Source organism: Ochrobactrum sp. Marseille-Q0166 (genome assembly GCF_014397025.1).
GTDB lineage: Bacteria > Pseudomonadota > Alphaproteobacteria > Rhizobiales > Rhizobiaceae > Brucella.
The window spans coordinates 417,599-432,855 of sequence record NZ_JACJUO010000002.1 but is presented as its reverse complement, the minus strand read 5'-3'; the positions used below and the strand labels follow the sequence as shown (position 1 = coordinate 432,855).

Below are 15,257 nucleotides of genomic sequence, written 5' to 3'. Positions count from 1 at the left end.
TCTACCTCTCATGCTGCCTCGACACGGGCCGCGCGCAAGGATCCAATCAGATCGAGATAGCGTGCTGCGGTGGTGTCGATGGTGTCCGGGTGCCGCGCGTTTTCGCCAAGCGACTGGCGCAGGTCCGGGTTTTCCGCCATGCGTCGCATTGCTTGGGCGAGCGCCAGCGGGTCATTGGGCGGAACGGTGAGACCATTGATGCCATCAGTGATCATCTCGGCCATTCCACCAATATTGCTGCAGATGACGGGACGGTTCTGTCCCTGTGCTTCCTGAATGACGAGCGGTGCGTTTTCCCACCAGATCGAAGGCATGATGGCGCAATCCACGGATTGGATGAGTTGAGCGATATCCTCGCGGCGATAAGCACCACGCCGCTGCACAACGGGAGATGTTTGAGCAAAAAGCGCATCGATTTCGCTGACAAAGCTCTCGCTCTGGAAGGGAGCTGCTCCATGAACACGGAGCTCGAAATCAAATCCCTCGGCAATCAGCAGCTTTGCGGCCTCAAGCAGAACTGTTGCACCCTTCCACGGGTTGAGATTGCCAAAATAGCCGAAGGTCGGCTTAGCCCGCTCTTGCGAAACAGCCGTTGATCTTGGACGTTCCGGCTGGCCATTGGGGATGACCCGAATGCGATCATCGGCAAGGCCCCATTCTACATAGCGCTGTTTAAGAAACGCACTTGGTGACACAAACGCATCGACAGTGCTCAGCAGCGATTTGATGTGGCGCTCACGAAGCACAAATTTATCCAGCGCAATATCTTTGAAACAGGCGTGGCAGCGATCTGGACTTGCCCCATGACAAAGTTCTTTGCCGGTGGTGCGAACCATCAACCCGTCATGATGACAGATGGGGTAATAATCGTGCAGCGTCAGGACAATCCGGCAATTAGGCAGTGTGCGGCGCACGATATGGGGGAATTCTGCGCCCAAAAGCAGCAGATGATGCAGGTGCACAATGTCGGGTCTGAAGTCACGCAGCAGTTCAACAATATCCGGCACAATGCCGTATAGGTCGATCTGGCTCATATAGAAGCGATCAAAGTGCCCGGACCACAGCAGAATTTCATCGCCGCCGTTGCCAATGCTCTGAAAGCTCGTGCCTGGACGCGCTTCGCGATGCACCTTGTTGGTTGCACCTAGAAACATCGCTTCACAGCCTGCCCGCTGATAGGCGCGGAACAGATCATGGGCGAAAATTTCCGTTCCGCCGGGGTGCAGCGACGGATGGTTGTGGGCTGCGATGAGTACACGCGGGGCCATCAGACGCTAACTCCGCGCGAGGCAATGAAGATATCCTGATAGTGATCGGCTTCAATGCCGCGCCAATGTCCAAAGGACTTTGTTTGTAGTTCCAGTTTGGCACCTGTAAGCGCACGATCCAGAAAGCCGTTTTCAAAGCCGACCGCCGCAAGGGGCGGAAGTTCCGGCACAAACCAGCATGGGCCTGTGCCGTGACGCTCAAAGGAGAGGCGCTTGTCGCGCTTGCCGTGCCGGTCGCGAGCGGCAATGTCGTCCACGACAAAGGCAGTCATGAACAGTTTGCCACCAGGCGCCAGGACGCGCGAAATCTGTTCCAGATAGGATTTTACCTCGTCAGGCGGCAAATGCGTGACCACGGAGGTCATAATGACGAAGTCGAAGCTCTTATCCGCAAAAGGCAATGTGAGGGTCAGACCACTCACGCTTCCTTTTGGATTATAAAGATCATGGGCAATGTCGAGATGACGGAACTCGAAATTGGGATAGCGCGCAGTGATGTTCTGGCGACACCAGTTAACGCCACCGACCACAGGATCAATACCGGCATAGTGTGTCTTCGCCGGGTCGAGATATTGGGTCAGTGGTATGGCCATGCGGCCAATCCCCGAACCGATATCCAACACGCGTGAATCAGGTCTCAGCCCGCCCTTGCGGATGAAATGACCAAGGAACTCGGCACCCACGGCGCGATAATCGCCGTCTCCGACGAACACGCTGTTCGGGTCGGGTGAGGGCAGAAACCGGTTCTTCAAAACAGATTGTATCAGCCAGTCAATCTGTTCTTCGGGTATTGCTGGTTTGGCTTCAGGTTCTGGCTGTTTCAGCATTACCACTTCCGTCAAGCGGCGCTCCTTTCAGATTTGGCCACGATCACATTTGAGGGCATTGAGAGCTGCATCTCGTCGTGTTGCGGGGCCATCAGTTCACTGATTTCTTCGTTCCAGCGCTGTGTGTGCAGCCAGGAATTATATTGGCTGGCAAGGCCGCGCATATAATCCGCGCTGCGGCGGATTGAGCGGCGCTCGAAATGGTAGAGGGCAACGCTCGGCTCGTAGTAAATCTGGAAACCGAGCTGGCGAATTTTCAGGCACAGGTCGCTGTCTTCGTAATCGCCGATGACATAGTCTTCGCTGTAACCGCCTACCAGATCAAAGATGTCCTTGCGGGTAATCAGGCACGCGCCGGTAACGCCCGGAACATCACGCCCACGACGCGCAGGCGCATAATTGCCGGGCATACCCTTATGGTAGTGATGATTGAGCCAGATGCCTTGTCGATCGCGGGCAAAGTAAAGCCCGGCATGTTGCAGAGAGCCGTCTTCAAACAAAAGGCGCGGGCCGATTGCACCGAGCTTCGGCTCATCGAATAGCGGCTGGATCAGCTGCTGCAACCAACCATGTTCGGAAGGCACCACATCCGAATTGAGCATAACAATTGTTGTGCCTGTCGCGATGCTTGCGCCCGCATTGCAGGCGCGCGCATAGCCGCCATTGCGGTTCATGATTGCAAGCTTGAACGGCATATTATGAAGGATGTTGAGGCCACCCAGCATATGCTCCGTGTCATCCTGAATTTCAGGTGAATCGAGCACGAAGATAAATTCAGCATTGGCCATCAGCCACGGATCAGTTGCCATCGATGAGAACTGAAACCGCAGGAAATCGAGATTGCGGTAGAGCGGGATGACGATCGAGGCTAAAGGAGAAACAGGCGTCTCACCAAACTCTTTGACTTGCGTGATGCGCACCGTTGCGCCGATCTTCTTTTCAACTTCTGTGAGTGCGGGGGCGAGAATCTGCTCGAAAACATGCGGCCGCGCCTGTTGTGGCGGGACGGAACGCAAGATCCGCATTCGCTGCGCGGATGGTTCAAAAGGTTGTGGCGCAGGCACCAGTGGCGCGGTGCTGCCCGAGGTAAGCCGCATCTGAAAACGCGGCTGCAGCAATGGGCCAAGGTTTTTTGCCGATGGCAACCACGCAACAAAGCCTGTCACGTCCCTTTGTGGAGCATCCTCACGCTTGGCAGTTTTACCTGCAAACTTATGGAAATAAGGCTTGAGCGACTGAGCGCTGCCGCCTTCAGGCAAATATTCGATATCGGCGAGCATGGCTGAAGGATCATGCATCCAGCCACCGACGATCAGTCCTCCATCCAATGCCAGCGCCAGATCGATTTCGGCTGCCGGCTGAGAAGTGGATTGTGCAATTTGACGGACAGGTAGCGGCGAGCGCGTTTGTAAATCAATGGCAACGGCGGCGCCTGCCGCATTGATTTTTCCCAGCTGGCGAACCAGAAACGCCCGCAAAGCACCGTTACTCTGCCATTTGCTCCACCATTTGGTGAAGTCGTTTTGTTCTGCCGTTCGGGTTGCCATCTTGCGCACCGCGACACCCTTCTTCCCGCTTAGTACAAGCAGGAGCGATGAAGGCAGATCCTGCGGAGCTTCAACCAGAAGATGGCAGGACTGCCAGGCATTGCGGCCCTGCTGACCAAGCACAAATCGCGGCGGGATCACCATGACGCTGCCTGGCGTTATGCCGTAAATGGCGGAGATTTCGCCGAGCATCGGATCGATGGCTGTTTCGAGAAGATGATGCCCGGAAACAGGTTCACCGCAATGCTGAGCTTCCCGGGGTTCCGGCGTTAAAGCAAAAGTCAGCTCGCGCACGAGGGATGCGAATGCCTGATTTCGCGTCAGCCGGAACGTGCTGCGCCAGGCTGTGAGGATATTGGTCAGAAGCTTGATATGGCCGGGCAAAGTGAGATCACTCACGACATGATTGACGTCGAATGCTGCAAGCTCATTGGCCGGATAAAGGATTGCTTGTGCTGTAGGTCCCAATGAACCTGCACTCAGCGATAATTCGATTGGTTCGGTTCCGGTCCGCATGGCCCAGAACATACGCATCCCGCCATTTTCCAGCGGAATGCCAACACTGAGCAGCGGGACGGGCTGGACAGGCGTTTCCAGCGTGCATTTGTTTGTGGAGCGAGCCGGGCCGGGAACATCCCAGATGACCAGAGCCACGTCGGCGCATAGACGGCAAATGGAGAGATTCTCGGTTTTGCTTTCAGTGTCCGCCGAATGGTCGAGGTTCAATGTGAGCGCCCTTTCATTCTTGTTGGAAATGCAGGGCCAGAAGCAGCACTAACGAGGCTGGGTCGGGCCAAAAATCGAGATTGAAAAAAATTAAAGAAGGAACGTGCCCGGCGGGAGGATGCCGGGCACGCACTCAATCGTTTAATCAGTGGACAGTGAAATACTGGTCGGGATGAGCCTGTATATCTTCTGCACTGGTGTTCACGAGGGTAACGGTGTCGCCATTGCCGAGATCGACAATCACATTACCACCAACCTGTGTGACACGGTCTGCAAGGTCATCCGCCGAATTAACATCAAGGCCATTAATGCCCTGCTGGATCTGAAGGGTGTCTTCGCCTGGGTTGAAGTCAAGGATGACGTCGTTTCCGCCGCCACCATTGAACAGGAAGACGTCACTACCGGCGCCGCCGATAAGGATGTCATCACCAGCGCCGCCATCAAGGATGTCGTTGCCGTCACCACCTTGCAAGATATCGTTCCCATCGCCGCCAAAGAGAAGATCTGAGCCTGCACCGCCCTGAAGAATATCATCACCAGCGCCGCCAAACAGCACATCATTCCCATCACCGCCACTCAGGACGTCGTTACCTGCATCACCGTACAGAATATCATTTTCATTTCCGCCGAAAAGGAGGTCATCACCATTTCCGCCGAAAAGGATGTCATTCCCGTCGTCGCCGAAGATGATGTCATTGCCATCACCTCCGAATACGAGATCATCACCGCCATGAGCGCGGATGAAGTCGTCAAAGCGGGAACCGAACAACACGTCGTCGTAGGCGCCGCCTTCTAAAGTGGCCATCTGCTTCTCCTTGTGTTCCTGTATGGTTACAAAAAAGCCGGATACGTTCCGACCATCTTACTTATAGTAGTTTGCGCCGCATCAATAAGAAATGCAACATTATAAATTGTCCTAAAATTGACTCACATAAGTAACAAATTATTACTTTTAATTTATATAAACGCCATTTAAGATTAATAAATAGATATATTGTAATTCATATTTAATTACTATTTACGATAATTTTAGTTCAAAATTTGAAATTATTCATAATTATTAAAAAGTTAAATTAATTCAATATGATAGGGCTGCACATAATGGATTATCCGCGACGCAGTAAAATAACGATTATTCATACCAATGATGATTTATATTGCAGAATGCTGTTTCAATAATCTGCCAGTCATAGAGGCCACAATCACGCCCTTGAGCGTTAATCTTCGCGGAAAGCACGATTGAGACTGTCAGTGATGGGCGACACCAGATAGTCTATCGCTTTACGGTCTTTATGAACGATGATGATCTCTGCTGGCATGCCGGGATAGAGCCTTGCAGTTGGATTGGCGGCGAGGGCTTCTGGCGTAATCTCAGCGCGGGCTACAAAATATGCCGTGTCATTCTTCTCATCGAGCGATTGATCCGCTGCAATATATGTCAGCCGTCCATCAAGTGGTGCCATTGAGCGCTGATTATAGGCGGTCAATTTTATCTGTGCACTTGCTCCAACGAAGATGCTGTCGATGTCGCGTGGACTGATCTTCATCTCGACCACCATAGGCTCATTCTCTGGCACGATGTCCATGATTGGCTCGCCGGGAGCGACTACACCGCCCGGTGTGCGAAGACGGATATTGGCGACAATGCCCTGTTGGGGTGAGTTTACCTCGACGCGGCGCATCACGTCTTTTGCTGCTACGATTCTTTCCTGCACATCAGATAGCTCGACCTGACTTGAGGTGATTTCACCAGCTATTTCCGACTGCAGGTCGCTTTCAATGGCTGCCAGTGCAAATTCTGCGCCAGCTTTTGCCTGTCCGGCTTTGGCTTTGTCGCCGGCATATTCCCCGCGATCACCAGCAAGCTGGCTCAAACGTGTATCAATTTCTGTAAGCTTCGATTTCTGCGCAAAGCCTTTTTCGACAAGGCTTGCGATCGCATTGCGTTGATCGGTGATCAGCTCAATTTGGCGATCCGTCGCGGAAATCTGTGATGTAGAAGCTTTTTCCTGCTCGCTATATTGCTCAATTGTCTTTTGCTGAATGTCGATCTTGCTCAGTTTTTGTGCGAGGCGCTTCTGAAAAAAGATATTTTCTGCACGGATCGCATTTTCTGCGTTCTCTCCGCCTTCAGAAAAATTTTCGGGAAACGTAATTTCAGTGGCGCCAGATTGCTCTGCACGCAGACGTGCAAGTTTGGCAATAAGACCGATACGCCGACTTTCCAGTGATTGCAGTTCGGAACGTGCTTTCGTTGCATCAAGCCGGACAAGCGGCTGTCCTTCTTTAACGACATCCCCCTCTTGAACCAGAAGCCTGTCAAGAATGCCGCCTTCGAGATGACTGATCGTCTTGCGTTTAGAATCGACAATCACTGTACCCATGGCTACTGCCGCACTACCGAGATTGGCAGAATAGGCCCACGCAAAAAAGCCGCCAAAGGCAACGCCAATTGTTGCAAGCCCTGCAATGATGAGACCACGCAGGGGGGATTTCATATCTTCTTGCTCGAGATCATGTGCCCATTCCGGCTTCGCGGAGCCAAACCGGGTCAGAGATTTGCTGTGGGATGATTCTGCACGCGGGGCGAGCAAGCTGGAGACACGACGCGGAATAACAGGTTTGCCAATCATGCACTTGCCGCTCCCATTTGCGGGCCATTATTGCTGGCCGGAGTGAGTGAAGAGACCACATCCGTTCGGGGGCCAAACTGTGTGATCCGCCCATTGTCGAGCACCAGAAGCTTGTCGGCGACCTGCATAATAGACGGTCGATGAGCAATCATGATGACAATTGCACTGTCATCACGAGCGTGTTCGATTGCCCGCATCAGAGCGCGTTCGCCCACCGCATCAAGATTAGAGTTCGGCTCATCGAGCACTATAAGGCAAGGGCGATTATAGAGGCAGCGTGCCAATCCGATACGCTGGCGCTGCCCGCCCGAAAGCGTCAGCCGTCCATCACCCACTGGCGTATCATAGCCAAGTGGCATGCGCCCAATCATCTCGTGCACATCGGCGAGGCGAGCTGCTTCCAGTACGCGTTGTGGATCGCTATCGCCCATACGAGCAATGTTGTCTTTGATTGTGCCATCCAGCAGCGACACGGATTGCGGCAGATAACCGGCGATTTCACCAAAAGAGCCGCGTTCCCAGAGATATACATTGTTGCCATCAAGGAAAACGCCACCAGACGTTGGCTTCACGATACCTATCAGCAAGCGTGCGAGGGTCGATTTTCCTGCCGCGGAAGGGCCGACAACGCCAAGCACTTCGCCCGGTGAGATCGAAAACGAAATCCCTTTGATGATCGGAACATCGACGCCGGGGGCGGTGTAGATCAGCTTATCGACAACGAGGTCGCCATTGGGACGAGGGGTCGGCATTGTCTGGCGCACGGCAAGGTTTTCAGACAGCAGCGACTGGACACGTTTCCAGCTGCCGATAGCGCTTACCCACTGACGCCAATTCTCAACGATCCGGTCAAAAGGCATCAGGAGACGGCCGATGATTATACTGGTTGCGATCATAGCGCCCGGGGTGATCTCCTGCTGCATAGCGAGAAGCGTTCCCAGACCAAGCGCGCCGATCTGGATGATAAAACGTGCCGTGCGTGCAATCGATGATATGGCGCGTGCGCGTGTTCCGCCCATATCAAGCACTTCAAGTGCTTGTAACTGCATGGTTCGCCAGCGACGTGCCAGAGCCGGTAACATCCCCATTGCTTCAATTGTTTCTGCATGACGCAAAGTGCTGCCAATTTTGGCAATTGCCTCGACATTGGCCTGATTTGCTTCCTGAATGAGATTGCGGGTCAACAGATCATTCAGTACGCCGCATGCAACGAGAATAATAACAGCGATAAGCGCTATCAAGCCGAGCATCGGATGCAGCATAAACAGTACACCAAGAAAGATTGGTGACCATGCCGCATCAAGCGGTGCATTGATGGCGGGCGAGGTGAGAAAGCTTCGCAGTTCTGACAGATCCCGCAATGTTTGCGTAGCTTTTGGAAGGCCTTCGTTTGCGGATGCCTGCACAGCCGCAGTGAGAACAGGAAGATTTAGTCGGCGAACAAGTGCACTGCCCATTGCTTGGAAGGATAGCGCTCGAATGTATTCCAATACGCCGAAGACGAGCATCGCCCCAACGGCCAGAATCGTCAGCATGGTTAACGTGTCCATGCTTCGGCTGTTGAGCACCCTATCATGCACCTGCAACATATAGAGAGGTACAGTGAGTTGTAGCAAATTGATACAGGCGCTTAAAACCACCGCATAAATGAGGCCGGACAAGAATACGCGCCGAGCCTTAAAAATAAGGCTTTTCGGCGTGAACGCAGCATCGTCGCCGCTTTTTTTATCTCCTACGCTCTTGCCAATTGATTGGTTTTCGCGAGTATTATCCATGCGCGATCTGCCTTGTAATGGTCACAGGTGGCCGGTATCCATAGGTAGTGTGTTCTGCTTCGTAAGATCAGTAAAGTATTACTGCATAGAATGTGACCGAAAAAAGTTTTTGTGGCGGGGAAGTTTGAAAGGACGAAAGAAAAAGTAACTACAAATTTCTTCAAAATTTGAAGTAAAATTGAAAAATGGAGAGCAAGAGATGCAAAAACTTCTGCACGAGGGAGTGGAAGTCGATACATCAATCGACGGATTTACTTCTGTTGATTTTCCTGACGTTACCGCCGAAAAACAGGAACGCACACATCCGGCCCATACAGTTATCGTTACGCATTTCGAGCTGGCCCGGATGATTGAACGGGTGAATCGCCGCTTTGTCAGTTTGCTGAAAACTGAACTCACCAAGTTGGGTGTCGAGGATATCGGGCCTGCGCAAACTCTGGTGCTGATGGCTATCGGCGATGTTGAACTTACCGTGGGTGAATTGTTGGATCGCGGGCACTATGTTGGGTCCAATATTTCCTACTATCTTAAACAACTTACCGATGGTGGTTATGTGGATCGTGTTGCCTCGCAAAGAGACAAGCGGTCAGCGCGTATTCGCCTGACGGATAAGGGTGAACGTCTTTGTGCAAGCTTGCGAAATGCGAGCAAAACATACAGTCATATCCTCGCTCGCGATGATGATGATCTTCGAAATCTGGAGATCGCTTATCAAACTCTGCACCGCCTTGAGCTGGTATGGGGCAATGCTGCCCGCTATGGCATTTGATGTTTAGTGTACTGTTTACGGCCTTTAACTGGACACTTTTTGTGACATGCGTATAGCTTTTGTGCATAGGCGCGGTTTTGGGCAATTTGCTGCGCTGGCCAACAATTTGGCTACAAGCGGACATGATGTGAGTCTGATTTGCGAGACAGTGGATCGTCGCCTCCCAGCGGTCCGTGTCATCCGCCACCGAGTAGAATCTGGTCCTCGCCCAAATGGTGCGATGGCCAGATATCTCGAAATACCCGACCATCACACGAGGATCGGTTATCGTGTGGCCGAAACTCTGGAATCTATGGCGCGTCATGGCCAAGCCCCTGATATTGTGATTGGTCACATCGGCTGGGGCAGTATGATGTTCGTTAAAGACGTTTTGCCTTCAACACCTGCGCTCGGATATTGTGAATTTTTCTATCGCGCCAACGGCGCAGATGTTGGTTTCGCTCCTGAAGACAAAACGGGTTTGGAAACACGCAAGCGACTGCGGCTGCGCAATATGGCCCAACTCGTCACGCTGGATGGGATCGATGGAGGCTTCAGCCCGACACACTGGCAAAAAGGCCTTTATCCTGCGTCGGTGCAGAAGCGGATCGCTGTTGTGCATGAGGGGGTAGATACGAAACTGTTCTACCCTGACAGGCACGCTTCAATCGAGCTGCCGAGTGGACGCGTTCTCAAAGCAGGCGAATCGCAGGTGATTACATTCGTTGCGCGCGACCTTGAGCCTTACAGGGGCTTTCCACAGGCGCTTGAAGCTGCAAAAAAAATTATCCGGCAAAATAACGACGCGATATTCGTGTTCGTTGGTGGAGATGGGGTAAGCTACGGTACGCCGCCGCCGGGTGGCGGTTCATGGCGCGAATATTTGCTTCGCGACATAGAGCTGCCGCCAGACCGCATCATTTTCCCTGGCACTATTTCTCATGCGCAGTTGCGCAAACTTTATCAAATCTCCTCAGCCCACATTTATCTCACATATCCGTTTGTGCTGTCCTGGTCCGTCATTGAGGCCATGGCTTGTGGCGCACTTATCATCGGTTCAGATACGCCACCGGTTCGTGAGGTGATACGTGCCGGGAAAAACGGCCTGCTGGTTTCCTTTTACGATACGGATGCGTTGGCTGAAACGATTCTGAATGTGCTTCGAGATCCAGATGCATGCCTGCCAATGCGGGCTGCTGCGCGAAGAACGATCGAAAAGCGCTTTCGACTGTCGGAATGTTTACGGCAGCAAAAAACCTTGATCGAAGCATTACTAAATGGAAAATGAGAATTATATGACGAAAATAGGGCGCCAAAGGAAAAACTATATAATATAAAATCCCGTATTTCTGCGCTTTTAACTGCTGCATCCAATGTAATTTTACATTGTTTCAAATTTTGAATTAAATAGATTCTAAATAATTTTAGTATTATCATATACATTTCTCATTATTATTATTGACAATACATAGTCAGTATTTTCTCATTGTGAGCAGAGGCCAAACCTCCCAAGTTGGTTCTTAGACAATGGATGATTATGTTGAGCACACCACTTCCAGCGATCTCGGCGCGGAAAACCCGCCGTTATGCCATTGCTTCAATGCGTGATCGTGAAGCGTTGGAACCGACCGCTCTTGGCGAATTGACCGCCTTCGTTGAAGGAGACGGCAAGCGGCTGCGTCTGGCGAATACATTTCCACTCGTTGCTGTTGCCGCTTCCGATGAGGGCGCAAAAGAACTCAATGGCGTCCTGCAGCAGCTTTACCGGATGCGCACCATTCCTGAAGTCCCCGTCGTGCGCGTTGATGAGGCGTCCCCTGAAACCATACCGCTTCTCGTATCGCAGCTGCTTGAAAACGGCCTCGACCGGCTTGTCGGCCATGTGAGCAAAGTGCATGCCGAGCTTGCGATGCTGCGTCGTGAACGCGAAACGATGTTCGAAAACTATCGCGCTATCGAGGATGCCTTTCACGCCCGCAACTGGGATTCCTCTACAGAGATTTTCAGCCATGCGCCTTTGGTCGATCCAAAGGATGAAGGTTTTGCACGCTTGCTGCGTGAATCGGAAATTGAACAGCTCTTTCCAGTTTCAAGCTATGCCGTATCGGGCTTTGCCCTGCATTTCCGCGACATGCCTGCCAATCGCAACGGACAGCTGATCGTAACACTCGATTATCTGGAGAATGGCGAAGGCATTGCCGAATGGCTCGTGCCTTATGCCACGCTTCATTCGGAATGGAATTTCTTCTCGCTGCCTAAGGCTTGCGATGGTAGTCACCGGACCCTGCGTCTGCGAATTTCCGCGACCGGCGGTGTGCCACCAGAACTCTCGTTGGGCAATGTGATTGCCAATGAACGCTATGCGGCTCGTGCCCGCATCCCGCATGGCGATCTCGATATGCGTCCGCTGGCACTTCGTATTTTTACGGGGCTTCCGGGCGTTCGGCCAGCATCATTGCCCAACGCAATTGTGCCGACATCGCTCATCAATGGCCGCAAGGTTGATGATTATCGCCTGCCGATTGAATTGCTACGCAGTGTCGCCAATGTTTCCGTTACCCCCCTGACGCCGGATTTCCCAACCGTGCGGTTTCTTGAACATGAAGATGCAATCGGCTGCCATCCACTTGAGGAAGGTATTACGGCCGCTGCCATCCGCCGGGTTGTTGCCCCCGGTACGGTCCGGATATCAGCGCGTGCCGTGATCGACCACCCTGAGGGACAGCCATGCGTGGCGGGTTTGCTGCTGGTCAATCTCGCTTCCGATGTGAAGGAAGAGATCGACGCGATCACCAATATGGACCGTCGGCGCGCACAGGTCTTGTTCAGTGGCTGGTCGGAAGTGGCACCCAATCGTCCAATCGATATCAATTTCATGCTCGAAGAGCCGATTGATCGCACGATGGATCTGATCGTGCTCAGCAAGGCTGCAGGTGATTCAGTCGACTTTTCCTGGTTGAAGATTTTCAACTTCCGCCTGGTCAAGCACATCGAAGCCGCAAGCCCCGTTCAGGAATTAGCCAAAGAGGTTGCGAATGTACGATAGATCGAGAGATTTGATCGTCGTTGCCATGCCGCTTTATGGCCATGCGGCGCTTGCGCTTGAAGCGCTTGAAACCCTTCTTGCCTCGGAAACGGTTTTCCGTACCCAGATCGTCGTCTCCGTCGATGGTGATCCGCGTCGCGAAGTTTTCGACAGTCTGGCGCTTTATGCGGCAGCACACCCCAATATTCACGTCATCTTCGGAGAGAATACTGGTCCCGGTGGTGCGCGTAACCGTGCGATTGATTATATTCTCGAAGAGATGCCGGATGTGAAAGCCGTCTATTTCGTGGATGCCGATAATCGGGTGCAACCGCAAACCATCGACACGCTTTATCGCAAGTTGCTCGCAAGCAATGTCGGTTGGGTTTACACCAATATCGACACGTTTTCAGTCAACTGGCGCGCGCATTATGGCGATAGTTATTCGCGGCTTATTCACTGCATTACTGACAATATATGCGATACCGGCTCAATGATTTCAGCGGAAGTGTTCCGCAGCGGCGTGCGCTTTGACGACGACCGGCAGAATGGTTTTGAAGACTGGGAATTCTGGCTTTCGGCCATTGAAGCCGGTTTCGTCGGAACGCCGTGCCATGACACCGGGTTCGAATATCGCCTGCGGGCTGAGAGCCGCTTCAAGGAAGCCAATCGCGACCGCTCCGGCTCCATCAACTTTCTCCGCAAACGACATAAGGCGCTGTTTCGTCGCCCGACGCTTGTGGGTTTCGAGCATGAGGAATGTCCGCGCTATGGCGTGATCCGTGCAGGCGAGGGAACAGTCAGTCTTTTTACTGATCTTAGCCTTGGCACGACTGATCTTAAATTTGATGATGCCATCCGCGCATTTTGGGGTAGCGTTTCCGAGCCGGATAATTTTCACTTCCCGCCCTTTCTTGCTTCATCCAATACCGAAACTTTGAAGCTTCTGGCGCGTTCGCGGCTGTTGCCAAACATTCTGTCTCGGCTTGAGAGGCTTTCTGAACAGGCGAATATCGTCTTTGTCGAACTGACCAATGTTGAAGACGAGCGGCGTATCGATACTGAAATCATGCCTTCCGGCACGCGCCAGCCCCATGCGGATCTGATTTTCGTCTCGACGAAACTGATCAAAGACATCATCGAAAACGATGCGCTGGATTGGTTTGCATCATTGGGTACGCAGCAATTATGGCCCACCTCGGCGCGCATGAAAGTCCGCTTCCCTTTTCCGCGCGTCCGTCAGCGCAGGGCGCTTTCCCGCCCCGAACAGTCGATGCTCAATCTGGTGACATCGATTGCGACAAGCCCGCTCAAACAAAGTGCCGCCATGCGCTGGACATGGCGTCCGCGTCGTCTGCCAGCACTTTCAGAAATGTATCAGGTGTTGCGCGATGAAATGGGCGGTGGACCAGTTCTGCCGCTTGCGCATAGCACCGCAAGAAAGAAGACGGCTGCAGTTCTGGTGTCCAATGCCTCCTTTGGGGGAGCAGAGAAGGTGGCTTATGCGGCTGGTCGTGAGTTGAAGAACCAGGGATTTGAAACGCATCTGTTCGTGCTTGGCAATGAGCGCATGGATGTGCTCGACGAGTTCGATCAATCCTTCGACTATTTGCACTTCTGGAAAGACGGTATTCCGGCGTGGGGCGACACAAACCGCTTCCTTGGGCAGGATTTCATAACCGAAGATCATCCGCTTGATTGGGGCATCCTGCGCGGGCAACTCTCCGGTTTCGATCTCGTGGTCAACAATCACGTCATGGCAGCGCATCCATTAATGGGCAAGCTGCGTTCGGAAGGCACACGCACGGCCTGTTATCTGCATGTGGTGGACGAAACCGTCTTCCGTAGGCAAGCGGGCCAGCCCTATGCGGCGATTGCTTTTGAACACGCTTATGACGCCTTTCTCACCTGTTCAGATCAGTTGAAAATCTACCTGCACAGCTTTGGCGTGCCGTTTGAGAAAGTATTCTCGGTGCCTAATGGTGCAAGCTTCTCCATTGATTCAAAGCTGCGTGCGCAGGTAACGGCCGCGCGTAAACAGATACGCAAGGGTGAGCCGTTTCGGATGCTTTATATGGGCCGTCTTGATCGCCAAAAGGGGATCGACCGGTTACATGATGCAATCGTCAAGCTCAAAGAGCAGGGCATTTTGTTTGAAGCGCAAGCCATCGGTGGAGAAATCCTTTCCGACGATCCAAGTGCATCTTGGATGACGCGTCTCAAAGATGCGGGCGTGAAGGTCTCGCCACCGGTCTTCGACGGAAGAGATATCGCAAACCATCTCGCCTGGGCAGATGTGCTTTTGATGCCGTCGCGCTGGGAAGGCGCACCGCTGATGATTGCTGAAGCCCAGCAGCTCGGCTGTGTGCCGGTTGCAACTGCGGTGGGTGCTGTCGATGAGCTGATCAATCATGGTCGCGACGGCATCTTAATCCGCAATGGCAATGATGCGCAGATCGTGGCCGATATGACGCGCATTCTCACCATTCTTGCGCAGGATCGCGAAGCCCTGATGCGTACGGCTGAAGGCGCATTGGCGTCAGCCGCTCACCGCACCTGGAGCGCTGCTTTCTCCGAATTTACCGATTGGGCCAATGAAATAAGCCCGGTCTATCCGAAATCCCGGTCCTCCCAGCCGGACGTTGCAGACGATGCCAGCACGATTGCCGTTTTCCCCGGCCGTGCAGTTGCCTGATTATACCAGAAAG

General features: G+C 52.9%; 10 protein-coding genes. 4 read left to right on the top strand and 6 right to left on the bottom strand.

Translation table 11 applies throughout. The annotated features are described in order from the left end of the window. Positions 1–8: 8 nt before the first annotated feature. The 6 genes from H5024_RS13075 to H5024_RS13050 form a co-directional block, all read right to left on the bottom strand. Entirely contained in the window at positions 9–1,268 is a 1,260-nt protein-coding gene (locus tag H5024_RS13075; RefSeq protein WP_187547510.1) for a glycosyltransferase family 4 protein, read from the bottom strand. Next, complete coding sequence (locus H5024_RS13070) at positions 1,268–2,095, bottom strand: class I SAM-dependent methyltransferase (RefSeq protein ID WP_187547508.1); 828 nt, start codon at positions 2,093–2,095, stop codon at positions 1,268–1,270. The genes H5024_RS13075 and H5024_RS13070 overlap by 1 nt, the downstream gene beginning before the upstream one ends. Positions 2,096–2,106: 11 nt before the next feature. Further along, positions 2,107–4,368 carry a glycosyltransferase family 2 protein gene (locus H5024_RS13065; RefSeq protein ID WP_187547506.1) on the bottom strand — a complete coding sequence of 754 codons (2,262 nt, stop codon included), beginning with the start codon at positions 4,366–4,368 and terminating at the stop codon, positions 2,107–2,109. A gap of 145 nt (positions 4,369–4,513) precedes the next feature. Next, entirely contained in the window at positions 4,514–5,173 is a 660-nt protein-coding gene (locus H5024_RS13060) for a calcium-binding protein (protein WP_187547503.1), read from the bottom strand. Positions 5,174–5,585: 412 nt separating this feature from the next. After that, entirely contained in the window at positions 5,586–7,001 is a 1,416-nt protein-coding gene (locus tag H5024_RS13055) for an HlyD family type I secretion periplasmic adaptor subunit (RefSeq protein ID WP_187547500.1), read from the bottom strand. After that, on the bottom strand, positions 6,998–8,776 hold the full coding sequence (locus H5024_RS13050; RefSeq protein WP_187547498.1) for a type I secretion system permease/ATPase: 1,779 nt from the start codon (positions 8,774–8,776) through the stop codon (positions 6,998–7,000). Before H5024_RS13050 ends, H5024_RS13055 begins: the two co-directional genes overlap by 4 nt. Before the next feature lie 199 nt (positions 8,777–8,975). Here H5024_RS13050 and H5024_RS13045 point away from each other — a divergent pair, with 199 nt between their 5' ends. The 4 genes from H5024_RS13045 to H5024_RS13030 all read left to right on the top strand — a co-directional run bounded on the left by H5024_RS13045 (position 8,976) and on the right by H5024_RS13030 (position 15,244). Next, a complete protein-coding gene (locus H5024_RS13045; RefSeq protein WP_187547496.1) occupies positions 8,976–9,545 on the top strand; it encodes a MarR family transcriptional regulator in 570 nt (189 codons plus the stop codon). A 46-nt stretch (positions 9,546–9,591) separates the two neighbouring features. Further along, positions 9,592–10,812, top strand: coding sequence for a glycosyltransferase family 4 protein (locus H5024_RS13040; RefSeq protein ID WP_187547494.1), 1,221 nt, complete (start codon positions 9,592–9,594; stop codon positions 10,810–10,812). A 249-nt stretch (positions 10,813–11,061) separates the two neighbouring features. Beyond that, positions 11,062–12,570, top strand: a complete 1,509-nt coding sequence (locus H5024_RS13035) for a DUF6212 domain-containing protein (protein WP_187547492.1) — start codon at positions 11,062–11,064, stop codon at positions 12,568–12,570. Then, positions 12,560–15,244, top strand: a complete 2,685-nt coding sequence (locus H5024_RS13030) for a glycosyltransferase (protein ID WP_187547490.1) — start codon at positions 12,560–12,562, stop codon at positions 15,242–15,244. Before H5024_RS13035 ends, H5024_RS13030 begins: the two co-directional genes overlap by 11 nt. The last annotated feature ends 13 nt before the right edge of the window (positions 15,245–15,257 follow it).